The sequence below is a fragment of the Aeromonas sp. S9(2024) genome, from assembly GCF_041403185.1.
Classification (GTDB): Bacteria; Pseudomonadota; Gammaproteobacteria; order Enterobacterales; family Aeromonadaceae; genus Aeromonas; species Aeromonas enteropelogenes.
In genome coordinates this window covers 454,424-478,287 of record NZ_JBGLRE010000001.1, presented here as the reverse complement: position 1 = coordinate 478,287, position 23,864 = coordinate 454,424, and the positions used below count along the sequence as shown (strand labels likewise).

The 23,864-nt window shown below is 60.9% G+C and carries 22 protein-coding genes; 14 read left to right on the top strand and 8 right to left on the bottom strand.

Annotation, left to right across the window (positions count from 1 at the left end; all coding sequences use genetic code 11):
- Positions 1 to 26 precede the first annotated feature (26 nt).
- The gene (locus ACB028_RS02125) at positions 27 to 728 is read right to left on the bottom strand and encodes an ABC transporter permease (RefSeq protein ID WP_042024799.1); all 702 of its coding nucleotides are present in this window, start codon (positions 726 to 728) and stop codon (positions 27 to 29) included.
- 55 nt (positions 729 to 783) lie between these two features.
- Positions 784 to 1,614, bottom strand: coding sequence for a substrate-binding domain-containing protein (locus ACB028_RS02120; protein ID WP_216992809.1), 831 nt, complete (start codon positions 1,612 to 1,614; stop codon positions 784 to 786).
- A 251-nt stretch (positions 1,615 to 1,865) separates the two neighbouring features.
- Between ACB028_RS02120 and ACB028_RS02115 the strand changes: the two genes are divergently transcribed.
- Together ACB028_RS02115 and ACB028_RS02110 are read left to right on the top strand one after the other, a co-directional pair.
- The gene (locus ACB028_RS02115) at positions 1,866 to 3,224 is read left to right on the top strand and encodes a sigma-54 dependent transcriptional regulator (protein WP_026457779.1); all 1,359 of its coding nucleotides are present in this window, start codon (positions 1,866 to 1,868) and stop codon (positions 3,222 to 3,224) included.
- Between the two features lie 25 nt (positions 3,225 to 3,249).
- Complete coding sequence (locus tag ACB028_RS02110) at positions 3,250 to 5,403, top strand: cache domain-containing protein (protein ID WP_371143379.1); 2,154 nt, start codon at positions 3,250 to 3,252, stop codon at positions 5,401 to 5,403.
- 89 nt (positions 5,404 to 5,492) lie between these two features.
- Here ACB028_RS02110 and ACB028_RS02105 read toward each other — a convergent pair whose 3' ends face one another.
- Positions 5,493 to 6,359, bottom strand: a complete 867-nt coding sequence (locus ACB028_RS02105; protein WP_026458090.1) for a helix-turn-helix transcriptional regulator — start codon at positions 6,357 to 6,359, stop codon at positions 5,493 to 5,495.
- A 76-nt stretch (positions 6,360 to 6,435) separates the two neighbouring features.
- The gene (locus ACB028_RS02100; RefSeq protein WP_201940305.1) at positions 6,436 to 7,293 is read right to left on the bottom strand and encodes a formate dehydrogenase accessory sulfurtransferase FdhD; all 858 of its coding nucleotides are present in this window, start codon (positions 7,291 to 7,293) and stop codon (positions 6,436 to 6,438) included.
- Between the two features lie 207 nt (positions 7,294 to 7,500).
- Here ACB028_RS02100 and ACB028_RS02095 point away from each other — a divergent pair, with 207 nt between their 5' ends.
- Positions 7,501 to 8,151, top strand: coding sequence for a hypothetical protein (locus ACB028_RS02095; protein WP_201940303.1), 651 nt, complete (start codon positions 7,501 to 7,503; stop codon positions 8,149 to 8,151).
- Between the two features lie 136 nt (positions 8,152 to 8,287).
- Here ACB028_RS02095 and ACB028_RS02090 read toward each other — a convergent pair whose 3' ends face one another.
- A complete protein-coding gene (locus ACB028_RS02090) occupies positions 8,288 to 8,857 on the bottom strand; it encodes a hypothetical protein (RefSeq protein WP_371143378.1) in 570 nt (189 codons plus the stop codon).
- Positions 8,858 to 9,178: 321 nt separating this feature from the next.
- Between ACB028_RS02090 and ACB028_RS02085 the strand changes: the two genes are divergently transcribed.
- The 9 genes from ACB028_RS02085 (at position 9,179) to ACB028_RS02045 (ending at position 19,535) form a co-directional block, all read left to right on the top strand.
- Entirely contained in the window at positions 9,179 to 9,733 is a 555-nt protein-coding gene (locus ACB028_RS02085; protein ID WP_201940299.1) for a DUF3305 domain-containing protein, read from the top strand.
- On the top strand, positions 9,726 to 10,292 hold the full coding sequence (locus ACB028_RS02080; protein WP_371143377.1) for a DUF3306 domain-containing protein: 567 nt from the start codon (positions 9,726 to 9,728) through the stop codon (positions 10,290 to 10,292). The genes ACB028_RS02085 and ACB028_RS02080 overlap by 8 nt, the downstream gene beginning before the upstream one ends.
- Before the next feature lie 104 nt (positions 10,293 to 10,396).
- Complete coding sequence (locus ACB028_RS02075; protein WP_371143376.1) at positions 10,397 to 12,118, top strand: 4Fe-4S binding protein; 1,722 nt, start codon at positions 10,397 to 10,399, stop codon at positions 12,116 to 12,118.
- 8 nt (positions 12,119 to 12,126) lie between these two features.
- Entirely contained in the window at positions 12,127 to 12,759 is a 633-nt protein-coding gene (locus ACB028_RS02070; RefSeq protein ID WP_371143375.1) for a molecular chaperone, read from the top strand.
- Between the two features lie 77 nt (positions 12,760 to 12,836).
- On the top strand, positions 12,837 to 13,040 hold the full coding sequence (locus tag ACB028_RS02065) for a transcriptional initiation protein Tat (RefSeq protein WP_026457913.1): 204 nt from the start codon (positions 12,837 to 12,839) through the stop codon (positions 13,038 to 13,040).
- 23 nt (positions 13,041 to 13,063) lie between these two features.
- On the top strand, positions 13,064 to 15,943 hold the full coding sequence (locus ACB028_RS02060) for a formate dehydrogenase subunit alpha (RefSeq protein WP_201940296.1): 2,880 nt from the start codon (positions 13,064 to 13,066) through the stop codon (positions 15,941 to 15,943).
- A gap of 4 nt (positions 15,944 to 15,947) precedes the next feature.
- Entirely contained in the window at positions 15,948 to 16,607 is a 660-nt protein-coding gene (gene fdh3B / locus ACB028_RS02055) for a formate dehydrogenase FDH3 subunit beta (protein ID WP_026457829.1), read from the top strand.
- Positions 16,604 to 17,575: a formate dehydrogenase subunit gamma gene (locus ACB028_RS02050; RefSeq protein ID WP_371143374.1), complete on the top strand. Its 972-nt coding sequence runs from the start codon at positions 16,604 to 16,606 to the stop codon at positions 17,573 to 17,575. The genes fdh3B and ACB028_RS02050 overlap by 4 nt, the downstream gene beginning before the upstream one ends.
- A 244-nt stretch (positions 17,576 to 17,819) precedes the next feature.
- Positions 17,820 to 19,535 (top strand): NAD-dependent malic enzyme, encoded by a 1,716-nt coding sequence (locus tag ACB028_RS02045; RefSeq protein ID WP_042024810.1) that lies wholly within the window; start codon positions 17,820 to 17,822, stop codon positions 19,533 to 19,535.
- Positions 19,536 to 19,612: 77 nt separating this feature from the next.
- On the opposite strand, the gene ACB028_RS02040 is transcribed toward ACB028_RS02045, so the two are convergent.
- Both ACB028_RS02040 and ACB028_RS02035 read right to left on the bottom strand, forming a co-directional pair.
- The gene (locus ACB028_RS02040; protein ID WP_223380157.1) at positions 19,613 to 19,954 is read right to left on the bottom strand and encodes an RT0821/Lpp0805 family surface protein; all 342 of its coding nucleotides are present in this window, start codon (positions 19,952 to 19,954) and stop codon (positions 19,613 to 19,615) included.
- On the bottom strand, positions 19,951 to 21,021 hold the full coding sequence (locus ACB028_RS02035; RefSeq protein WP_371143373.1) for a hypothetical protein: 1,071 nt from the start codon (positions 21,019 to 21,021) through the stop codon (positions 19,951 to 19,953). Before ACB028_RS02035 ends, ACB028_RS02040 begins: the two co-directional genes overlap by 4 nt.
- Before the next feature lie 305 nt (positions 21,022 to 21,326).
- Here ACB028_RS02035 and ACB028_RS02030 point away from each other — a divergent pair, with 305 nt between their 5' ends.
- A complete protein-coding gene (locus tag ACB028_RS02030; protein ID WP_268854985.1) occupies positions 21,327 to 22,565 on the top strand; it encodes a uracil-xanthine permease family protein in 1,239 nt (412 codons plus the stop codon).
- Positions 22,566 to 22,681: 116 nt separating this feature from the next.
- Here ACB028_RS02030 and ACB028_RS02025 read toward each other — a convergent pair whose 3' ends face one another.
- The gene (locus tag ACB028_RS02025) at positions 22,682 to 23,128 is read right to left on the bottom strand and encodes a GNAT family N-acetyltransferase (protein WP_371143372.1); all 447 of its coding nucleotides are present in this window, start codon (positions 23,126 to 23,128) and stop codon (positions 22,682 to 22,684) included.
- Positions 23,129 to 23,278: 150 nt separating this feature from the next.
- Here ACB028_RS02025 and ACB028_RS02020 point away from each other — a divergent pair, with 150 nt between their 5' ends.
- Entirely contained in the window at positions 23,279 to 23,779 is a 501-nt protein-coding gene (locus ACB028_RS02020) for an SRPBCC domain-containing protein (RefSeq protein ID WP_042024815.1), read from the top strand.
- Positions 23,780 to 23,864: the final 85 nt, after the last annotated feature.

The following is a 23,864-nucleotide window of genomic DNA, read 5'->3' as shown; positions in this document are numbered from 1 at the left end:
GTTCAGCAACAAGGGGAACCTCTTTCTCAATTCTTCAGATAGCTGTGGCCGCGGCAGGCGGTCAGCAGCAGGTTGAGCAACAGCGCCAGACTGAGCAGCACTATGCCGAGCGCCACCCCCTGGGTAAAGGCGCCCTTCTGGGTCTCCAGCGCGATGGCGGTGGGGATGTTGCGGGTAAAGTGGAGAATATTGCCCCCCACCATCATGGAGCAGCCCACCTCGGTGACGATGCGGCTGAAGGCGCCGATCACCGCCGCCAGCAGGCCAAAGCGGCACTCGTGCATCAGGCCGAGCAGCGCCTTGGGCCAGGAAACCCCCAGGGTGAGGGCGGTTTCCCAGGCGCGGCGATCGCTCTGGATAAAGGCGGCGTGGGCCATGGTGGCGATGACGGGGAAGGCGATCAGCATCTGGCCCACCACCATCGCCTGCTGGGTGAACAGCATCTTCCAGTCGCCGAAGGGGCCGGCCCGCGACAGCAGCATGTAGAGCAAGAGGCCTATCACCACGGTCGGTACCGATTGCAGGGTATTGATGCAGGAGAGCCAGAGCCAGCGGCCGGGCAGCGGCAGGTAGGCCAGCGCGAAGCCCAGCAGCAGGGCCGGCAGCAGCACCAGCAACAGGGCGAGCCCGGAGACGGAAAACGAGACCCCCACCACCTGCCACAGTTCGCTATCACCGCTGAACAGCAGGGCGAGGGCCGCCAGAGTCGTGTCGAGGAGCGTCGGCATCAGCGCGCTCCCCGACAGGGGAGCAGAGCCCCCCTCATATCACACAGGGAGGTCATCACTTCCCGTTGGCATCGGCCACGAACAGGGCCTGACCGGCCACCTTGAAGTCACCGATCAGCTTCTGGCCGTGGTCGGAGACCAGCCAGTTCTGCAGGGCACGGGCGCCGTCGGTGTTGAGGTCGGGATAACGGGTCGGGTTGACCAGGATCACCTGATAGGGGTTGAACAGACGCTTGTCCCCTTCCAGCAGCACGGCGAGATCCAGCTTGCTCTGGTAGGCGAGCCAGGTACCTCGGTCGGTCAGGGTGTAGGCGCCAAGCTCGGAGGCCATGGTGAGGGTCGGGCCCATGCCCTGGCCGATGGATTTGTAACCGGCAAACTCGGGTTTGACGTCAGCGGCCTGCCACAGGGTCTTCTCCTTGATGTGGGTGCCGGACTCGTCACCGCGGGAGATGAAGGTCTGGCCCTTCTCCTTGATGGCCTGCAGTCCCTTGGCGGCATCCTTGAGCTGGCCCAGACCCGCCGGATCCTTGACCGGACCCACGATGACGAAGTCGTTGTACATCAGAGGGGTTGGATTGATGCCAAAGCCGGCATCGACGAAGGCCTTCTCGGCGGAAGGGGCGTGGGTCATCACCAGATCGGCGTCGCCGTTTTCCCCCATCTTCAGGCTCTGGCCGGTACCGGCGGCCATCACCTGCACCGGGTAGCCGGTCTCGGCGGTGAATTTGGGTAGCAGCCAGCCCAGCAGGCCGGACTGTTCGGTGCTGGTGGTGGTGGCGAGGCGAACCGGCGGTTTCGGGCTCTCGGCCTGGGCGGCCGTAGTCAGCAGCAGGGCGGCGCAGAGGGAGAGTGCGGCGCGTTTCAAATTGGCATTCAGGGTCATGGTGATGCAACTCGTTCGGGTGAATGGGAGGCCTCTGACTAGCAAACAGGGTGCCAAACATGTTCCACGCCCCCCTTTTTTCATCTTTTGCTGAGTGAAAACAGCAGTTTATTGTATCTTTTCAGATTATCTGACGGGCGTTATTTACTAATTGGTATTGGTGCTTCGTTCCGGGTAGGACAAAATGTCTCACTCGCGTTCCGACTATCGGGACATTCTCCGACCTTGAGTGCATTTGAGGAATTTTTTTCATGACAGCCCCGCTCAACCGCTGGTCCGCCCTCTCCCTGCTCATCGTGGACGATGAACCCGGCATGCGCAGCTTTCTGGCCAAGGCACTGGCCAAGCGCTTCGCTCAAATCGAGACGGCCGCCAGCGTGGAAGAGGCCGAAGCCCTGCGCAGCCGCCTCCATTTCGATCTCATCATCGCCGATATCCGATTGCCGGGCCGCTCCGGCATTGAGTGGCACGAGGCGGTCGATCCCGGTACCCGCCGCAGCGACATCATCTTCATGACCGGCTTTGGCGACATGGAGACCGCCCTCAAGGCGCTGCGTCTCGGCGCCAGCGATTTCATCCTCAAGCCGTTCAATCTGGAACAGATGATCCAGGCGGTGGACCGGGTGATCGAGCGCCGCCAGATGGAGCGGGAGAACCTGCTGCTGCGCCGGGAGGTGAGCAAGCTCTTTCCCCCCACCCTGATCGGCGATAGCGCCAAGACCTGCGAGCTCAAGACGCTCATTGCCAGAGTGGCCCCCTCCAACGCCGCCGTACTGGTGGAGGGGGAGTCCGGCACCGGCAAGGAGCTGGTGGCCAGGGCCCTGCACCAGCTATCCGGCCGCATGGGGGCCTTCGTGCCCCTCAACTGCGCCGCCATCGCCCCCGAGCTGCTCGAAAGCGAGCTGTTTGGCCATGTGCAGGGGGCCTTCACCGGTGCCCGCAAGGGGCGCGACGGCCTGTTTAGGGTTGCCCATCAGGGCACTCTCTTTCTCGATGAAATCGGCGAGATGCCGCTCGCCATGCAGGCCTCCCTGCTGCGGGCGCTGGAGCAGAAGGCCATTCGTCCGGTCGGCGCCGAGCGGGAGCTCGCGGTGGATGTACGCATCGTGGCAGCCACCAACCGCAACCTCAAAACAGAGGTGGATGCCGGGCGGTTTCGCGAGGATCTCTTCTACCGCCTCAACGTGGTCGCCCTGCAGGTGGCGCCCCTGCGCGAGCGGATCGACGACATCCCGGCCCTGGTACACCACTTCACTCGCCAGCTCACCGCCGAGATGGGGATGGGGTCGCTGAACTGGACCCACGAGGATGTGGTGGCCATGCAGGCTTATCCCTGGCCCGGCAACGTGCGCGAGCTGCGCAACCTCATCGAACGCTGCCTGTTGCTGGGCAAGCCTCCCGCCGAGTATTGGCGCAGCAGCCAGCCTGACAGTGCCGCCGGCAAGGGGGAAGAGGGGTATCCGCTGGAGTGGCCGCTGGCTGAGGTGGAAAAAGCCCACATCCTGCAGGTGGTGGCAAGCTTTGATGGCAACAAGTCGGCCGCTTCCCGGGTACTGGGGGTGGCGCGCAAGACCCTGGAGCGCAAGTTCAAGGAGTGGGCCATCGAATGATCCCCAAGAGCCGCTGGTGGCTGCCATGAGGTGGTCCCGACTCCCGCGCTGGCTGCGTACCAAGGTGCGCTGGCGCCTGCTGCTGCTTACCTCGGTGCCCATCATGCTCACCCTGGTGGGCCTGATGGGGCTCACCCTCTACTGGACTCTCACCTACAGCTGGCAGAACCTGCTCACCAATGTGCGCGGCGATCTCGGGGTGGCCCATCATGCGGTGCGCGTGCAGCAACAGCGCCAGGCCGAGCACCTGGAGCACCTGCGCGATGCCTGGACTTTCCAGACCAAGCTGCGCCAGAACCCGGCAGAGCTGCAATCCTGGGTGATGCCGCTGGCGGCCAACTACGACCTCGATTTTCTGCACCTGCGCACGGGGGCCGAGCTGGATCAGCTGGCCCCGAAACAGCGGGCCACCCTGAGCACAGGGCGCAGCATCAGCCACTTCGTGGTCTGGTCGCGGGAGCAGTTGCTGGCCCACTCGCCAGCCCTGGCCAGCCGCGCCGTGCTGGACAGGGAGTACAGCGCCGCCAACGGCCAGGAGACCCGGGGGCTGGTCAGCCTGACCCTGACGCCGGTGATGGCGCGGGACGGCTCACTCTGGGCCGTGCTGGAGGGGGGCGAACTTATCAACGGTAGCACCCGGCTGGTGGACGAGCTCAAGAGCCAGGTGTTTGCCAAAAATACCCTGCCGGAGGGGAGCATAGGCACGGTCACCCTGTTTCTCGGCGATCTGCGGGTCAGCACCAATGTGCCCGCCAGCAGCAGTCGCCAGATAGGGCGGGCGCTCGGCACCCGGGTCTCGGCCCCGGTGCGCGAACAGGTGCTGGAGCGGGGGGAGGTGTGGATCGATCGCGCCTTCGTGCACGACGCCTGGTATGTCTCTGGCTATGAGCCGCTGCTGGGGGCCAATGGCGAGCGGATCGGCATGCTCTATGTCGGTTTTCTCGAGTGGCCCTTCATCCGCACCTACCTCACCAACCTGCTGGAGCTCGGCTCCGGCGTGGTGTTGCTGCTGCTGATCTCGGGTCTCCTGGTTTATCGCGGTGCGCGGGATCTCTTCACCCCCATCGAGCGGATGCACCGGGTGGTGCGTCAGGTGCAATATGGCAAGTCAGCCCGGGTGGGGCCGCTGGCGCTCGATCCCGATCATGAACTGGCCCAGCTGGGGCGCCAGTTTGACGCCATGCTGGACCGCCAGGAGGCTCATCAGCAGCAGATGGCCCGCAGTGCCGACGAGCTGGAGCAGAAGGTGGCCGAGCGTACCCGAAGCCTCGAGCAGAAGACCGCCGAGCTGGAGGAGCACATCCATATGCTGACCCAGGCGCGCCAGCAGCTGCTTATCAGCGAGAAGCTGGCGGCCCTTGGCGAGCTGTGCGCCGGGGTGGCCCACGAGATCAACAACCCGCTCGCGGTGATCCTCGGCAACGTGGAGTTGATGAAGCTGGAGTTGGGGGAGGCTGCCGAGCCCGTCAGCGAGGAGCTGGCGCTGGTGCTGACCCAGATCGAGCGCATTCGCGCCATCACTCGCAGCCTGTTGCAATACTCCCGCCCCGGCGATTACGAGACGGCGCCGGTGTGGCAGCACCTCAACCCCATTATCGAGGAGAGCCTGACCCTGGTGCGCTCCGCCCTGCGCCAGCAACAGGTGGAGCTGGTGGCAGATCTGCAGGCCCAGCAACCCATAGAGGCGGATCGCCAGCAGTTGCTGCAGGTGTTGATAAACCTGCTGGTCAACGCCAGCCACGCCCTGGGCGAGCGGGGCCAGATCCGGGTCGAGAGCCGCGACTGGCACAGTGAAATGGGCCAGTTGCTGGGGGCCGAGGTGCGAGTCATCGACAACGGCAGCGGCATCGAGGCCGCCATCATGGACAAGATCTTCGACCCCTTCTTCACCACCCGCGCCACCGGCACAGGTCTCGGGCTTGCCCTGAGCCACCGCATCATCAGTCGCTGGGGCGGGGAGCTGTTGGTGGACTCCACCCCGGGAGAGGGGAGCTGCTTTACTATCCGCTTGCACAGCCATGCCCTGCTGCCCGCCGGCCGCGAGCCAGACCAGCTGGAGGGGTGGCGCATCGCGCTGGGAGCGGAAGGGCGTGAGCCCGATATCGCCGGGGACGAGCCGGCCGCAGGGCAGGCAGGTTCATCAGAAGGCGGGCCAAGGGAAGGGCCAAAAGAAGGGTAAGCGTCTTTCACTCCATCAAACAAACGGGCCTGCCAGATTGGCAGGCCCGTTTGTTTGATGGAGGCAAGGGATGACGAAAGCGGATGGCCCTATTGCGGGCTCCACACCAGCTTGCCAGTCTGGGTCAGATCGTAGCCGCCAAGGCGGGAGGCCAGCTCGCGTCCCTCGGGGGATTGCAGCCAGCCGATGAGTTGCTGCAACAGGTTGCGAAAGAAGACCCCTTGCGGCATCACCAGATCGAAACATTCCTGGGAGAGCGGCATAAACTCGAGGCCAAACTCGGTCGCCGTGCTCTGGGCCCCCGGCCCCACGTCGGCATCGCCGCGGCTGATGGCGGCGGCCAGCTCCCGCTCGCTGTTGACCTGCACAGTGCTTTCGATCCGGGTCAGGGACTCCCCCTGGGTTTGCAGCCACTCAAACAGGGCCCGCTGGCTGCCGGCCCCCTCCTGGCGCAGTGCCCAGCGCCACTCAAGGGTCTCTCGGGCCTCTCTCGGTCTGGCCCCGCGTCGCAGTACCAGCCCCTGGGCGCGGCGAAATCCATGAACGATCACCCATTGGCGATGGCCCTGATACTGCTGCACCAACGCCGGGTGGCGCAGGTGGGCTTCTTCGGCCTGACCCCAGTGGATGGCGCACAGATCCACGTGGCCGCGGGCCAGCATTGCCAGCCCCTGGCGAGTGCCGCAGGGGGTGTACCCCACCAGCGCCTGGGTGCCAAGCTGCTGGGCCAGCCGGCTGCTGGCGTAGTGGAGCAGCACGTCGTCCGAGCCTGCCAGCAGCAGCCGGTCGTTCATCACCCCCTCGTGGCAGCTGCCGAGCAGCCAGCGATCCAGCAGGGAGCGCGGAAACAGCCACTTGCCGGTGGCCTTGGTGGCGGGGATGCGCGCCTCGTTGGCCAGCTGATAGACCTTCTTCTCGTTGAGATCGAGGTATTCGGCCACCTGCTTGACGTTCATAAACTCATTCATGGTTCAGTCCATCAGCCTGTTGCATGGCGGGTAGAAAACGGATCTTGCTCATGATCAGCCGAGCTCAATCTCGCTGACCACGGCCGGACGGCCCCTGGGGCAGCACCGGCGGTTTGTCATCCAGCACCAGATGCTGCTGGCCGGTAAAGACCTGGAAGTGGCGCCCCTTGGCGCGGGCAATCATGGTGATGCCGAGCTGGCGGGCGAGATCCAGCCCCATCTGGGTGACGCCGGAGCGTGACAGCAGCACGGGAATGCCCATCTGTGCCACCTTGATCACCATCTCGGAGGTGAGCCGCCCCGTGGTGTAGAAGATCTTGTCGGCGCCGGTATCGCCCGCCATCCAGAGCTCGCCGGCCAAGGTATCCACCGCATTGTGGCGGCCCACGTCCTCGACAAAGGAGAGGATCTCGGCTCCGCGGCAGAGGGCGCAGCCGTGCACGGCGCCAGCCATCTTGTAGGTTTCGTTATGGGCGGAGAGCGCCTTGAGCAGGGCATAAAGGGTGCTCTGTTTAAGTTCGGGCGCGGGCAGCACCACCCCTTCGAGCTTCTTCATCACGCTGCCATACATGGTGCCCTGGCCGCAGCCCGAGGTGACCGTCTTCTTCTCCAGTGACTTGTCCAGATCCTCGGCCTGCTGGCTGCTGACCACGGCGGCGGCCTCGCTATCCCAGTCGACGATCACCGATTCGATGGCCGAAATATCCTCGATAAAGCCCTGGTTCTTGAGATAGCCCAGCACCAGCGCCTCGGGGCGGGCCCCCAGCGTCATCAGGGTCACTATCTCCTTCCAGTTGAGGTAGACGGTGAGTGGGCGCTCACAGGCGATCTGCTGGGTCTGCAACTCCCCCTGCTCATTCATCACCTCGACGGCCATGGTGAGCTGGGCGGCAGCATTGCTTTTGATAAAGGTCGGTGTCATGGGGCCCTCGTGACCGGTTGCTGGGAGCTAAGGAGAGGAATAAAGCAAGTTTTGTTCCAGATTATTTTTGAGTAGATAGAAACTGACTTCAGTAAAAATGCACATTTGAAACTTGGATAGATTCATATTATTTAGTTCTTTTTCTTTTATCTCAGCAAGATAAAGTGTTCATGCTTGGCACCAAAGCCCTTACTGGAAAGTGTAACTATGAATATTACTAAGCAAGAATTTGAGTTGTTTGAACAATGGAAACGGAATCGTTCTGGATTTGTGTTTGATGGTGTGGTTTCAGAGTATGATTATATAAAATCAAATATTAAATTATGTTTTGTATTAAAAGAGGTAAATGATGAAGGTGGTGGGGACTGGGACTTGAGAGAGTTTATCCGACAAGGGGCTCGCCCTCAGACTTGGGATAATATTACCCGTTGGGTAAAATGCATAAGGAGTAGTAGCGGTGAAATTAAGTGGAATGATTTAGAGAGCATTACGAAAGAAGATAGAGTTGAAGTATTAAAATCAATATGTGCCATGAACATGAAAAAATCTCCTGGAGGACATACAACTGAGAGAGCAAGTTTCAACATGGTATTGAATGAAGATAAATCATTTATTCAAAGTCAATATGATATTTATGACCCAGAAATCACCATATGCTGTGGAACTGGTTGGGACTTAAGATGGGCATTGAATTTAAATGATAACGAGGTTTTTGAAACAAGTCGGGGTGTGAAATGGTTTAAAAATAAAAACAACAAACCCGTAGTAATATATTCACATCCTGCGGCACGAGTTCAAGACGCTCTACTTGTTTATGGTTTGGTCGATGCAATTAGAGAGATTGAAAATATGGTGTAAAGTTATTTTAAAAGTGAATGTTCTGAAATTATTGCACCGTAATTGGCTTAGGCAATAACCAAAATTTATGGTTGTTGCCATATCTACTGAACTGGAGTTAACTTTATCTAATCAAAAATAAAACATCGATGGGCATCTATATTACACTGAAGCTATGCGTAATTAAATTGTACAAGTATGAGGTCAAAGAAATCAACATCACAATAGATGGCAATATTGCATCAGCGAAATTTGGTTTAAAAAATGCGTTTTTAACAAAGCTGCACCAATAAATAAAAACAAATGACACTCTTTCTTGCAAGTTTTTAAGATACATTTCATATGAGGTTATATCATTAGGGTTATATCGATTAGAATAAGTTACCCACAAGTATATGTTACATAAGCCAAACCAATTTGCGCCTAATGATATATAGTCTTCTCCTGGAAGTTTTTCTTCGTAGGTGGCTTCAAATCCTACAGGATAGCTATTTATAGGTTCATGTAATACGCAACCATTTTTTGCACCTTTATCTCTAATTACTTCCCGCATCCATATAGGAATAACCATGGTTGCATAAGCTTGAATTTTAACCTCATGTCTGACTTTTGTACTCAGTTGAAAATGGCGCCACCAGAAATAGATCATGATTATAGCAATAGCATGAACAATATTTTCTGGAGAGTTGAAGATTACTTTTGAACCCCAAAGCCCAATTTCAGGCATGAACTGACCTCCTGAGATTGAATATATAAAAAGCATGGAAGAGATCAACATTACTTTGTTTCTATACTTTCTTTCCAGCTCAACGTCTGATTCCATATTTATCTCAAAACTAATGAAAAATGGTCAATAAAGTTAATCGTACAATGATTATTCATGACTTTGCTAGCCACATACCCTGTAGATTTTCATGTCAATCTTGTCTTGGCCCCACTCTTGCTATGTTTTCTCCCATTAAGGCCGTGGCCGCCTTGTTCTTCCCGCTGTGATTGCCCCAAGCAAGGGCGAAACAAGGGGGGAGGGCGGCCCGGCAGAGACCTTCTGATGGGAGTCGCTACTGTGCAAGACACTATAAATACCCTGTCCCACCAGCGCTGGCTGCGGGTCGAATTGCAGGCCATCGACAGCCAGGTTGGCCGTTGGCAGAGCCGCCGTTTCGAGATTGCGGCGCTCCACCCCGCCGAGCCCGAGGCGGCCGGTGCCTTGCCCCTCACCCTGTTTCGCGACGAGCGGGGGGATTATCGCTTCAACCTGAGCTCCGGCGCGCCGCGCCTCTTTGTCACTGGAACCCGCGTCGATAATGACTTTGTCGCCGATGGCCTCACGCTGAGTCAGACCGTGGCCGCCGCCTATATGGACGGCGAGCGCCAGGTGCTCTCCTGCCCGCTGCCGGAGGCGCTGCAGGCATGGACCGAGGCTTTTATCGGCCGCCACGGCGAGCTGCTGGAGGCCCGTCGCAAGGGCAAGAAGGGCAAGGGACGAGCCCAGGATCAGCTGGGGGTCGATGGCGCACCCCGGGGCAACTGCGGCGCCGTCGAGGCCACCGGCCCCGATGGTCGCGAGCATGGCAGCGACACCGGAAGCCGCTCCCATGAGTGAGTTTTTCAAGCGCTGGTCGGCCCGCAAACGGGAGGCGCAGCAGGCTGCAAACGAACAGCCGCAGCCGCTCGATATGGAAGGCGTATCCGCACCCCAATCCGACCTTGTCGAGCCGAATACATCAGAAAATACGCCACCTCCAGCTGAAGTAAGCACTGACAAGGGGAGTGCCCCTTGTGCCGGTTCCGATCCCGCCGCCGCGCCTTCCACCGCCGTACCTGGCAAACCCGCCTTGCCGGACAGGGAGGCGCTGCGCGCCATGTTTCGCAGCCATCAGCCCGATGGCCTCGATGACTACACCCAGGATTTCAGCCAGCCAGAGCTGTTGCCTGCCGCCCTGACCGTGGGGCTGCGCAACTGGCTGGTGGCCCCTACCTCTGAGCAAGAGGCCGACCAGACTGCACCATCGCCAACCACGCCAGGTGAAGAGGCGGATGACGCAGCTTCACCCGTAGCGGCGTTGCCACAAGACCATGACAAGGGTCGGGACATTTTGACTAACGAGATGGGACAAAATGTCCCTACCAATAAGGCGGGAATGGAACCTCTGGGATCCTGACTCCCTGTCAGTCACTTTTTTTCCGGGGGAGTTGGCTCGTCTCTTGCTCTCCCATGAGACCAACAAGCACACCATCCCATGAGGTGGTGCGCACAGGAGTGCATGTGAGCATCGAACAATACAACTCAAGCCTGAGCCCCGCCAGCGCTGCGGGGAGCAATGAGCGAGCGCGCGCCTATGCCTTGCGCCACACGGTCAAGACCGACAACCTGATCCCGGCCACTGTCTCCTACCAGAGTCAGGGCCGCCTGCTGCTGGTAGGGCCGGAGGATCGCATCCGCCGCGCCGCCAGCCTCTTGCCGCAAGGGGCGATGCCGACCTTGCTGGTGAGCGAACAGGTCCATGACGCCGGGGCGGCGGATCTGGAGGCCATCTTCGCCGCTACCGCTTCCCTCGAGGCGCTGACCCTGCGCGAGCCGGCGCTCAAGGGCTATCTCGGCCAGTTTCAGTTGACCGGCCTCAACGGTCAGGGGGAGCGTATCTCTTTGGCCGAGCTCTGCTTTCCGGCCCAGGCCGCCGGTGGCCACGCCAGCTTTGATCTGGTGGCCGATCTGGGGGCGACTCCGCTGTTTGCCCTGGAGCGCCCGCCCGTGGGTTATCAGCATCTGGCGGATGATGCGGGTCTGGCGGAGCAGCTTGGCGAGCTGTGCGCCCTTACCGGAGTGTTCGACAAGCCGCGCTATTTTCGCCTGGACTCGGAGGCGTGTGCCTTCACCGCCCGTGGCGTGCCCGGTTGCAGCCGTTGTCTTGATGTCTGCCCGACCGATGCCCTCAAGCCCATCAATGGGCGCATCCAGATCGATCCGCATCTTTGTCAGGGCTTTGGCAGCTGCGCTTCCGCGTGCCCGACCGGGGCGATCGCCTATCACCAGCCCGATGCCAATACCAGCGGTGACTATCTGTTTCGCCTGCTCAAGCACTATCGGGAGGCGGGCGGCGAGCATCCCGTGCTCTTGATCGCAGGGGAGAGCGAGCGCAGCGACGTCGAGGCGAGCCTCGCCGCCCTGCCCAGCCACTGGCTGCCGGTCTGGGTGGAAGAGGTGGCGAGCCTCGGGCTTGAGAGCTGGCTGGCGGCCCTGGCCTATGGCGCCAGCGCGGTGCGCATTGCGCTCGGTGACGATACCCCGGCCAGCGTGCGCGCCCTGGTGGAGCGGGAGCTGGCCAGTGCCGCCGTGCTGCTGGCCGGCGCCGGATTGAGCGGGGATCGCATCGCCATCCACTCCCTGCAGGCGGTGGTACAGGCGAGCGACCAGGGGGCGGCCAATGTGGCCGGCTCCTTGCTGGACAAGCCGCTCAAGGGGGAGAAGCGGGAGACCCTGTTTGCCGCCTTCGACGCCCTCTGGCTGGCCCACGAAGGGGGCCGCGAGCCCCTGGCGGTGCCCCACGGCGCCCCTTATGGCGCAGTGGCACTGCAAGAGGCGGATTGCACCCTCTGCATGGGCTGCGTGGCGGTCTGTCCGACTCGCGCCCTGCATGCGGTGGGTCACGAGCCCGGCCTCAACTTTATCGAGCAGGACTGTATCCAGTGCGGCATGTGTGAAAAGGCATGCCCCGAGCAGGCCATCGTGCTGGTGCCGCGTCTGCAGCCTGTGCCCGAGGCGCGCCGCGCCGTGCAACACCTCAAGGCGGAAGAGCCGGCCTGCTGCATTCGCTGCGGCAAGGCGTTTGCGCCTGCCTCCCTCATTCGCCGCATCCAGCAAAAACTGGCCGGTCACTCCCACTTTCAGAACGAGGCCGCCAAGCGCCTGCTGATGTGCGAGGACTGCCGGGTCAAGGATGTGTTTGAAGCCATGGCGGCGGATCCCGCCGCCCAGCTCAAACTGTGAGGGCCAATATGTATCAGCAACAAGATGACAACCAGAGCACCCTGCCCATGACAGATGCCATGACCCCTCTCGAGAGCAACAGCGCCGAGCTCTATGCCCTGCTGGCAAGCCTGTGGCGCGCCGCCCCCAAGGGCGAGCAGTTGCAGTGGCTGCGTGACCTTGAGCCGATGCCGGGCCCCTTTGCCCGGGGCCTCGGGCTGGTGCAGCTCGCCGCCAGCAGCCACGACGAGGGCACCCTGGCCGAGGAGTATCAGGATCTCTTTATCGGTATCGGCCGGGGGGAAATCGTCCCCTTCGCCTCCTGGTATCTCACCGGCTCCCTGATGGAGCTGCCGCTCGCGGTGCTGCGTGCCGATCTGCAATCCCTGGGCTTCGAGCGCCAGAGCGGGGTGTGCGAGCCCGAAGATCACCTGGCGGCCCTGTGCGAGGTGATGGCGGTGCTGGTCAGCGAACAGCACCCGGAGCGCAACCGCTTCTATGAGCGCCACCTCGCTCCCTGGGTGATTAAGTGCTGCCACGATCAGCAAAAGGCCAAGGGAGGCTGTTTCTACCGTGCGGTGGGGCTACTTGCCGAAGATTTCTTCAAGCTGGAAAACGAATTGCGCCTGCCGTTTGGCGCCCGGGTGGTAACTCGCCCATAACCATATGACAGATACCGTTCGTAGCAATGTCGGCCCCCGGGCCGGCCATAACAAAAACAAGAGTCGGAGAGAACAAGATGAGCGATGACAAGCTGCAAGATCCGTCACGACGCAACCTGATCAAGGGTGTCGGCGTGGTCGCCACCATAGGGGTATTGGCCGGTGCCACCGGCCGGGTGGTGGGTAAAGAGGTGCTCACCCACGACACCGAGCCGGACAAGGGCTATCGGGAGACCCCCCATGTTCACGACTTTTATCGCACCCTGCGCGGCACCGACTGAGCCGGCTCAGTGAAGGAGATCTTATGAAACTGACGAAACGTGCCGAGCCGGCAACTTCCGCCGACCAATCCAGTGCCGCCACCTCCCGTGGTCAGGGGCTGACTCGCCGCGCCTTTATGGTCAACTCCGGCCTGGTGGCAGGTGGTGCCGTAGCCGCCGGCTGGCTGGCACCGGCCATGATGCAGCGAGCCGAGGCCAAAACCGTGGCCGCCGACGTACCGGTCGAGGTGAAACGCACCATCTGCTCCCACTGCTCGGTGGGCTGCGGCGTTTACGCCGAGGTGCAAAACGGGGTCTGGACCGGTCAGGAGCCAGCCTTCGATCACCCCTTCAACCTTGGCGGCCACTGCGCCAAGGGGGCAGCCCTGCGCGAGCATGGTCACGGTGAGCGTCGCCTCAAGTACCCGATGAAGCTGGTGGGGGGCAAGTGGCAGCGCATCAGCTGGGATCAGGCCATCGAAGAGGTGGGCAACGAGGTGCTGCGTCTTCGCAAGGAGTCCGGCCCGGACAGCGTCTTCTGGCTCGGCTCCGCCAAGCACTCCAACGAGCAGGCCTACCTGTTTCGCAAGATGGCCTCCCTGTGGGGCACCAACAACGTGGATCACCAGGCGCGTATCTGCCACTCCACCACGGTGGCTGGTGTGGCTAACACCTGGGGCTACGGCGCCATGACCAACAGCCTGAACGACATGCACAACAGCAAGTCGATCATGTTTATCGGTTCCAACCCGGCGGAGGCCCACCCGGTCGCCATGCAGCACATCCTGCTGGCGAAAGAGCGCAACGGCTGCAAGATCCTGGTGGTGGATCCGCGCCGCACCCGCACCGCCGCCAAGGCGGACATGTACCTCTCCCTGCGCCCGGGCACCGACGTGGCCTTCATCTGGGGCATGTTGTGGCACATCTTCAAGAACGGTTGGGAAGACAAAGAGTTCATCCGCACCCGTGTCTTTGGCATGGACGAGGTGCAAAAAGAGGTAGCGCGCTGGACCCCGGCGGAAGTGGAGCGGGTGACTGGCCTCAGTGAAAAAGAGGTCTATGGCGCCGCCAAGCTGCTTTCCGACAACCGCCCGGGCTGTGTGGTCTGGTGCATGGGCGGCACCCAGCACACCACCGGCAACAACAACACCCGCGCCTACTGTATCCTCGAGCTGGCCCTTGGCAACGTGGGCAAGAGCGGTGCCGGTACCAACATCTTCCGCGGCCACGACAACGTGCAGGGCGCCACCGACTTTGGCGTCACATCCGACTCCCTGCCCGGCTACTACGGCCTGGAAGAGGGGGCCTGGAAGCACTGGGCCCGGGTGTGGGATGTGGACTTCGAGTGGCTCAAATCCCGTTTTGATAACAAGGCCTACAACGGCAAACTGCCGATGAACAACAACGGCATTCCGGTCTCCCGCTGGGTGGACGGTGTGCTGGAGAACGCCGACCTTATCGAGCAGGGCACCAACATTCGCGCCATGTTCTACTGGGGCCATGCGGTCAACTCCCAGACCCGTGGTCCCGAGATGAAGAAGGCGATGCAAAAGCTCGACATGATGGTGATTGTCGACCCGTACCCGACCGTGGCGGCGGTGATGAACGATCGCACCGACGGCGTCTACCTGCTGCCGGCCACTACCCAGTTCGAGACCTATGGTTCCGTCACCGCCACCAACCGTTCCATGCAGTGGCGCGACAAGGTGATCGAGCCGCTGTTCGAGTCCAAGGTCGACCACGAGATCATGTATCTGTTGAGCAAGAAGCTGGGCTTTGCCGATGAGCTGTTCAAGCACATCAAGGTGGAGAACAACCAGCCGCTGCTCGAAGACATCACCCGCGAGTACAACCGTGGCATGTGGACTGTCGGTTACACCGGCCAGAGCCCGGAGCGCCTCAAGGAACACCAGCAGAACTGGCACACCTTCCACAAGACCAGCCTCAAGGCCGAAGGTGGCCCGGTCAGCGGCGAGATCTACGGTCTGCCCTGGCCCTGCTGGGGTACCCCGGAGATGAAGCACCCCGGCAGCCACATCCTCTATGACACCAGCATCCCTGTGTCAGAAGGGGGCGGCGGTTTCCGTGCCCGTTTCGGTCTCGAATATCAGGGTGTCTCCTTGCTTGCAGAAGACTCCTGGCCCAAGGGCAGCGAGGTGGAGGACGGTTACCCCGAGATCACCGCCGATCTGATGAAGCAACTGGGCTGGTGGGACGAGCTGACCGAGGCCGAGAAGAAAGAAGCCGAGGGCAAGAACTGGAAGACCGACCTTTCTGGCGGTATCCAGCGCGTCGCCATCAAGCACGGCTTTGTGCCCTACGGCAACGCCAAGGCGCGCTGCGTGGTGTGGACCTTCCCGGATCAGGTGCCCAAGCACCGCGAGCCGCTCTACACCCCGCGCCGGGATCTGCTGGCCGACTATGCCACCTGGCCCGATGCCAAGAGCCTGTGGCGCCTGCCGACCCAGTACGCCTCGGTGCAGGAAAAAGATGTCAGCAAGGAGTTCCCCATCATCCTCACCTCCGGCCGTCTGGTCGAATACGAGGGGGGCGGTGACGAGACCCGTTCCAACCCCTGGCTGGCCGAGCTGCAGCAGGAGATGTTCGTCGAGATGAACCCGGCGGATGCCAACGATGTCGGCGTGCGCGACGGTCAGGATGTCTGGGTCGAGGGGCCGGAAGGTGGCCGCGTCAAGGTGAAAGCCCTGATCACGCCGCGGGTGAAGCCGGGCCTTGCCTTTATGCCGTTCCACTTCGGCGGTCATTTCGAGGGCAAGGATCTGAGATCCAAGTATCCGGAAGGGTCAGACCCTTACGTACTGGGAGAGTCGGTCAACATAGTCACCACCTATGGTTATGACCCGGTTACCCAGATGCAGGAGACCAAGGTCACCCTGTGCCGTTTTCGTAAAGTAGGAGCCTGATCCCATGGCCAGAATGAAATTCATGTGTGACACCAAGCGCTGCATCGAGTGCAACGGCTGTGTGACGGCGTGCAAGAACGAGAACGACGATGCCCTGGAGTGGGGCATCCAGCGTCGCCGGGTAGTGACCCTCAACGATGGCCTGCCGGGGGAAACCTCCATCTCGGTGGCGTGCATGCACTGCACCGACGCCCCCTGCATGGCGGTCTGCCCGGCGGACTGCTTCTACCACACCGACGACGGCATAGTGCTGCACAACAAGGATCTCTGCATCGGCTGCGGCTATTGCCTGTTCGCCTGTCCGTTCGGGGCGCCCCAGTTCCCGAAGACCGCTGCCTTTGGCGATCGGGGCAAGATGGACAAGTGCACCTTCTGCGCCGGTGGCCCGGAGGAGGATCACAGCGAGGCGGAGCGCCAGAAGTACGGTGCCAACCGCATCGCCGAGGGCAAGCTGCCCATGTGTGCCGAGCTCTGCTCCACCAAGGCGCTGCTGGCCGGTGATGCCCAGGTCATCTCCGACATCTTCCGCGAGCGGGTGGCCTATCGCGGCGCACCTCACGCGGCCTGGGGCGGGGATGAGCAGGATCTGTTCCACGACGCCAGCAAACCCCGCGATGGCAGAGGCAAGGGGCTCAAGCTTGGCAAGCAGGAGGGCGGCCAATGAGACACTGGCTGACAGCGCTGCTGACAGCCTTGCTGCTGTTCAGCGCGCCTGGCTTCGCCGATGCCCAGAAGGAGACGATCGGCTTTGCCGGCGCCGACTACTGGCGCGCGGTGAAGGACGGGCAGGAGGGGACCACCACCTCCCGCTCGCCGGAGCACGGGGTACTCATCTCGGTGCCGGGTCAGCTCTGGTTCGAGGTGAAGACCAAGTGGGTATCGCCGCTGGGGGCCATCGCTATTTTCGGGTCGCTCGCCATGTGCGGCCTGATGTTCTGGGTGGTGGGGCCGACCAAGCTCTCCAAACCCAGAACCGGGCGCAAGCTCAAGCGCTGGAGCAGGATGGACAGGGCCCTGCACTGGACCACGGCTGCCATGTTCCTGACCCTCTCGGGGTCTGGGCTGGCGATCATCTACGGCAAGTACTTCATCAAGCCGGTGGTGAGCATGGGAGTGTGGGAGAACTGGATCTGGTTCGCCAAGGTGTTCCACAACTACGTGGGCCCGCTCTTCTTCCTCTGCCTGCTCGGGGTGCTCATCAAGTGGTTCCGCCACAACATCGTCAATATGGTGGATGTGCAGTGGTTCCTGAAATTTGGCGGCATGCTGGGCAAGCACAAGGGGAGTCACCCCTCGGCGGGCTTCTCCAACGGCGGCGAGAAGGCGATCTTCTGGCTGCTGATCTGGTTTGGCGGCATAGTCGTGGCGACCGGGCTGTTTCTGGACTTCCCCATCTTCGGCCAGCTGCGCCGCCAGATGGAGTGGGCCAGCTTCATCCACATCGTCGGGGCCCTGATCCTCATCTGCGGCTTCATCTTCCATATCTATATGGGCCTGTTCCAGCTGGAAGGGGCGCTGGAGGGGATGGTGACCGGCGAGGTGGACGAGACCTGGGCCAAGGAGCACCACGATCTCTGGTATGAAGAGGTCAAACACAAGCTGGATGAGCCCAAAGAGGGCAAATCCAGTTAAACAGACGTTGTTTAAACAGGGGCGCTGCGGCGCCCCTTCTTTTGCTCTCCATCCGGGGAAACAAGGCCATGTCGGTCTGCTGGTTGGATAGTTCGGCGCAACTTTCTCGCCCTGGCCCCTGGCAGGAGGGCAGGGGTATGCCCAAGCTCACAAAATCGAATTGATAAACGTCATATGATTGATTTCATTATGTGTCTCGCTCTCCTGCCGAACGGCAACTTCATGTAAATCAACGAGAATGACTATGGCTACCGGACAATATCTGCTGTGGAAAGATGCACAGGGACAAGATTTTCGCCCCGTTGCACTGACAGGCACCGATCTGCTCAACGATCGCAATCTCAACAAGGGCACCGCCTTTACCGAACAGGAGCGGGCCGACTTCGAGCTCGACGGCCTGCTGCCACCCCAGGTGCAAACGTTTGAAGCCCAGCTGGAGCGGGTCTATCAAGGCTTTCTGAGCGCCTGCAACGATATCGAGAAATACCAGAACCTGCGGGCATTGCAGGATCGCAACGAGACCCTTTTCTATGCCCTGCTGTCGCGCCATGTGGAGGAGATGACCCCCTACATCTATACCCCGACCGTGGGCAAGGCGTGCCAGGAGTTCAGCCACCGCTTCCAGAAGCCGCGTGGCCTTTACATCACCCCGAAAAACGTCGAGGACATGGGCTCCTTGGCCCGCCATCTTGATGCCAAATCTGTGCGCATTATTGTCGTGACCGACAGCCAGGGGATCCTGGGGATCGGCGATCAGGGGGTGGGCGGCATGGGCATTCCCATCGGCAAGCTCTCCCTCTACACCCTGGGCGCCGGGATCCATCCCGCCTGCTGCTTGCCCATCGCGCTGGACGTGGGTACCGACAACCAGGCGCTGCTTGATGACCCCATGTATCTGGGTCAGCCCCACAAGCGCATTCGCGGCAAGGAATATGACGACTTCATCGACAAGTTCGTGGCCGGGGTCAAGCGCCACTTCCCCAATGCCGTGCTGCAGTGGGAAGACTTCAGCAAGTCCAACGCCTTCAACAATCTTTCCCGTTACCAGCAGTCGCTGCCCTCCTTCAATGACGATATCCAGGGCACGGGGGCCGTGGTGCTGGCCGGCATCATAGGGGCGGTCAAGGCCAAGGGCGAAAGCCTGGGTCAGCAGAACTATCTGGTCTATGGCGCCGGTGCCGGCGGGGTCGGGGTGGCGGATCAGATCTGCGCCGGCCTCATCCGCGAGGGCATGGATCCCCAGGCGGCGCGGGATCGCATCTATATCCTGGATACCCAGGGGCTGGTGTGTGACAACCGTGAGGGGCTTGACGAGTACAAGCGCCGCTATGCCAAGCCGGGCCTGTTGCTGTCGGGCTGGGACACCGAAGTCCCCGGCAAGGCCAACCTGACCGATGTGCTGCGCCATGTGCCCATCACTGTGTTGCTGGGCACCAGCGGCGCCGGTGGTGCCTTCAAGGAGCAGCATATCCAGCTGATGCTGACCCATTGCGAACGCCCAATGGTGTTCCCGCTCTCCAATCCGACCGCCAACTGCGAGGCGCTGCCGGAGGACATCTATCGCTGGAGCAAGGGCAAGGCCATTGTCGCTACCGGCAGCCCGTTCAAGGATGTGCACTATGAGGGGCAGGATTACCGGGTGGGGCAGGGCAACAACGTCTTCATCTTCCCGGGGGTGGGGCTGGCGGCCATCGTCAGCCAGATCCGCGAGATAAGCCCCGACATCTTCACCACCGCCGCCTTTGCGCTGGCCGAATGTGTGAGCGAGGTAGATCTGGCGCAAGGGGCGGTTTATCCGCGCATTCGCGAGCTGCGCAGCATCTCGGTGCACGTGGCGACCGCCGTGCTGAAAGACATAGTGCGCAAGGATCCCGGCCATCCGCTGATCGGTCAGGATCTGCAGCAGCACATCCTGAGCCACATGTGGGAGCCGGTCTACCTGCCCTATCGCCGGGTGTGATCCGGGCAAGCTTGAAATGAAAGGGGGTGGCCATGGCCACCCCCTTTGTTTTGATACCCAGGCTGTCACCGGCGCGGTCAGCTGCGCAGTGGCAGCCAGTGCCCTGCCTTGTTGCGGCAAGCGGTGTCCTGCCACTGCTGGCTGGCTTGGCCTATGTAGAGCTGCTCGCGGTAGTCGCGGCACCAGAGGCCATTGGGGTGGCGAAAGGTGCGCAGCGGCGTGACGCTGCCCGAGTGGCGGTTGGTGGGGTTGAACCAGGTGAGACTCTGGCCCTTGGGACGGGTTTGCAACGCCTCGGCCAGCGCCTGGTTGGCCAGCGCCACGTCCTGCTTGTCCATCTGATGGTAGAGCTGGGCGGGTGGCTGGGTGGCGCAGCCGAACAGCCACAAGGAGAGGCAAATCAACAGATAACGGTTCATGGTTGCTCCTTACTGTTGAACCCTTGCTGGATCAGCGCTTGTTCCTGCGCATCGGTCAAGGTCTGGTCGCGATCGTCTACCGTGTCGTCATCCCGCAGCTTGTTGCCGTTGGCATCGATGGCATCCACGCCGTTATCGTCGAGACCGCTGTCATCCAGGCCGTTGCCGAGGCCACGACCACCGCCATGACGCTCACCGCCGGCGTGACGATCCCCTCCGGCATGTTGCTCGCCACCGGCATGGCGATCTCCTCCTGCATGTTGTTCGCCACCGGCGTGTTCACCCTGACCATGGTCATCGCCGCCATGGCTACTGCCGCCGCTGTTGCTGCTTCCACCGCTGTTGCTGCCACCACCGCTATCGCTGCCTCCGCCGCTGTCGCTATCGCTGCCGCCACTACCACTGCTGCTGTTTCCACCACCACCTCCGTTGCCACCCCCACCGCTATTACCATCGCCATCCTTGTTGTGAACGATCAACTCATTGGCGATATAGCTGTGGCTGCCATCGAGGATCAGGTTGAACAGTGCCGTGGTGGGCGGGGCGTCAATCCAGCAGAGGGACTCCACCAGCAGTAGGGCGGGCTGCGGGGCCAGCGCCAGGTTGCCTGCACTGCCGGTTTCCGACCAGCCCAGCAGGTGCATGCCGGTAAAGAGCGGCAGCACGGCGAGGGTCGGGTTTTCGGTGCGGGTCATGGCCGGCGCGATGGCAGCCCAGCCGCGGGTGGTCAGGAAGGGGTGCTCGGCGGTGAAAAAGGGGGCCAACTGGTTGAGCCCGTAGAGCCGGCGCTCCCCCAGCAGTACCCGCTCGACCGCCAGGATGCGGTTGCTGCGGCCATATTGATCCCGCACCCGTTCACCGGCCTGCAGGGTTTCGATGGGACGCTCCTCCCCATCGGCCATCAGGATGCGGGTGCCGGCCACGAAACAGGACTTGGCATAGGCCTGATTCACCTGCCACTGATGGTGGCTGAAGTCATAGCTGTACGGGGTGGCAAACAGGGCCAGGGCGATGGCCGAACCCACCAGCAGTCTGCGCTGGCTGGGTTTGAAAGCGGGCAGTGACATGGGGGACTCCTTGTCCGGCTGGGTTCACGTCATCAAGTATAGAGCGGGCTGATGGAGGGGTCGGGGAGCCATTGACAAACAAAACAGCATGGAAAAACGATTGGCGTCGGCCATAAAAGTGCGTAAAATCGCTTCCTTGATGCTTGTAGCAACGAATCCCGCCTAAAAAGCCAGTTTCATGCCCTCCCCAAGCAGTAAGAGGCTACAAATGACGCCGAATAGCTCATTCAGTGCCTTGAAAAAGTCTTGTGATAACTGAAAAGTGTCAAATATCCCTGTCAGTTATCAAAAAATTAAGGACATCCATGTTTTCCTTAGTCAAGCAAAGCGTCGCCGGGCTGCAAATCCTGTTTGTCGCCTTCGGTGCCATGGTTCTGGTGCCCCTGCTCACCGGACTTAACCCCGCCATGGCCCTGCTTGGCGCCGGTGTGGGAACCCTGCTGTTCCAGCTCTGCACCCGCCGTCAGGTTCCGATCTTCCTCGGTTCCAGTTTCGCCTTTATCGCTCCCATCATCTATGCCACCCAGACCTGGGGTCTGCCATCCACCATGTTCGGCCTGTTTGCCGCCGGTTTCATGTATTTCATCCTGGCTGCCATCATCCGGGCTCGCGGCATGGGGTTTGTGCACAAATTGTTGCCGCCGGTGGTGATTGGCCCGGTGATCATGGTGATTGGCCTCTCCGTCGCCCAGGTTGCCTGCAACATGGCGATGGGCCGTGCCGGTGGTGAACAGGTAGTGCCTGCCACCACGGCGCTGACCCTGGCGGGCATCTCGCTGGCGGTGACCCTGATTGCTGCCGTGTTCTGCAAGGGCTGGATCAAGCTGATCCCCATCCTGTGCGGTGTGATTGCCGGCTATGTCTCTGCCGTGCTGATGGGTCAGGTGAGCTTCGATGGCATGGCCAATGCCCCCTGGCTGGCGTTGCCCCACTTCGAAACTCCCGAGATCAACTGGGCTGCTGCGCTGTTCATGCTGCCGGTGGCCATCGCCCCCTGCATCGAACATATCGGTGGCGTGCTGGCCATCGGCGGCGTGACCGGGCAGGACTACACCAAGAATCCGGGTCTGCACCGCACCCTGGCCGGTGACGGTATCGGGGTCTGCTTCGCCGGCCTTATCGGTGGTCCTCCCGTCACCACCTACGCGGAAGTGACCGGCGCCGTGATGATCACCCGCAACTTCAACCCGGTCACCATGACCTGGGCCGCCGTGTTCGCCATCATTCTGGCCTTCTTCGGCAAGTTCAATGCTCTGCTCACCTCCATCCCGATGCCGGTGATGGGCGGTATCATGCTGCTGCTGTTCGGATCCATCGCCGCCATCGGTCTCAAGACCCTGGTGGAGTCCAAGGTGGACCTGGGGTTGTCGCGCAACATCGCCATCGTGGCCGTGACCCTGACCGTGGGTGTCGGCGCGCTGGAGATGAAGATCGGTGACTTCGCCCTGGCTGGCGTAGGCCTGGCGTCCGTTGCCGCCATCCTGCTCAACCTCATCCTGCCCCAGCACTCCGAAGAGGGTGCCATGGAGTCCGCCAAGGATTGAGTGGCAACTTGATTGTTCGCATTGAAGGCCACCCTTGGGTGGCCTTCTTTATTGATGTGCTCCGGGGAATAATCAGGAGCGCCATAAAAGATGAGAGGCAAGAAGGCGTCGGGTAGTCAGGCTTGCAGAGTATCTTCTGACCAGGGGGCGACCAGTTTGCACCAGGGGCCGGTTATCTCGCAGTATCCGGTCTCTTCAGTCGTCTGCCACCCCAGGCGATGATAAAACGCCACGGCTGCAGTATTGCGGGTCGCCACCTTGAGACTGGGTTGGCGCCGCGCACTGGCCAGGCCCTGTTCGAGCAGGGCTCGCCCTATCCCCTGGCCGTGCCAGTCTGCGCTGACATAGAGATGATGCACAAAGTCATCGGGTTGCCAGATGGCAATGAAGCCACACAGAAATCCCCCTCGCTCTGCCACCCAGATGGTTTCTCCCTGGGTCTGGGTTGCAAAATCGTCGGCTCTGAAGCAGGCTGGATCGACCCAGTGAAAGGTGTCCCGACGGCTCTTGAGAAACAGGTTGGCAAGATGATGCCTGTCTTCTGGTGCCATGAGTCGGATCATGATGATCTCCCTGTTGAGGTGGTTGAGCGCTGGCAATACTTTGCAGCACGAGGCAGATAAGAAGGGTGTGATTAAGCGCTGTCCATTGTCTTTGCCCTGAGGCTATACTGCCGGAGTCCCCTGTATGGATGGCTTGAGGATCGCTGATTTATGGAAAATAAACAGATAGAAGGCAACATTTTTGTTCCTGCTCACATCGACGATGTCTGGCATGCCTGGACAACCGAGAGCGGTCTGCGCAGTTTTCTTGCTCCCGAGTGCCTGATGGTGGCGGAACCGAATGGTCCTTTCGAGATCTATTTCAGGCCAGATGCTCCGCTGGGAGAAAGAGGCAGCGAAGGGTGCAGGGTGATGGCGGTCATGCCCTATGACCTGCTCAGTTTCAGCTGGAATTTTCCACCTTTTCTGTCTCATATCCGCCAGCAAAAAACCCAGGTCAGCCTGCGTTTCGTGCCCGAAGGGCAGGGGACCCGGCTCTATTTCCTGCAAACCGGCTGGGCCAATGATCCTGATTGGGAGCAGGGCTATGCCTATTTCAGGGAGGAGTGGCTGGAACTCAGCCTGCCAAGGTTGCAGTACCGGTTTACCCACGGGCCCATCGACTGGAACAATCCCCCCGACAAATCCCAGCTCAAATCCCTGGCCCAGTAAGCCGAACATAAAAAAAACCGGCCAAAAGGCCGGTTGAAACAGTTCAGGCTTGTCAGGTGACAAACGTAACCAGTGGATGAGAGAG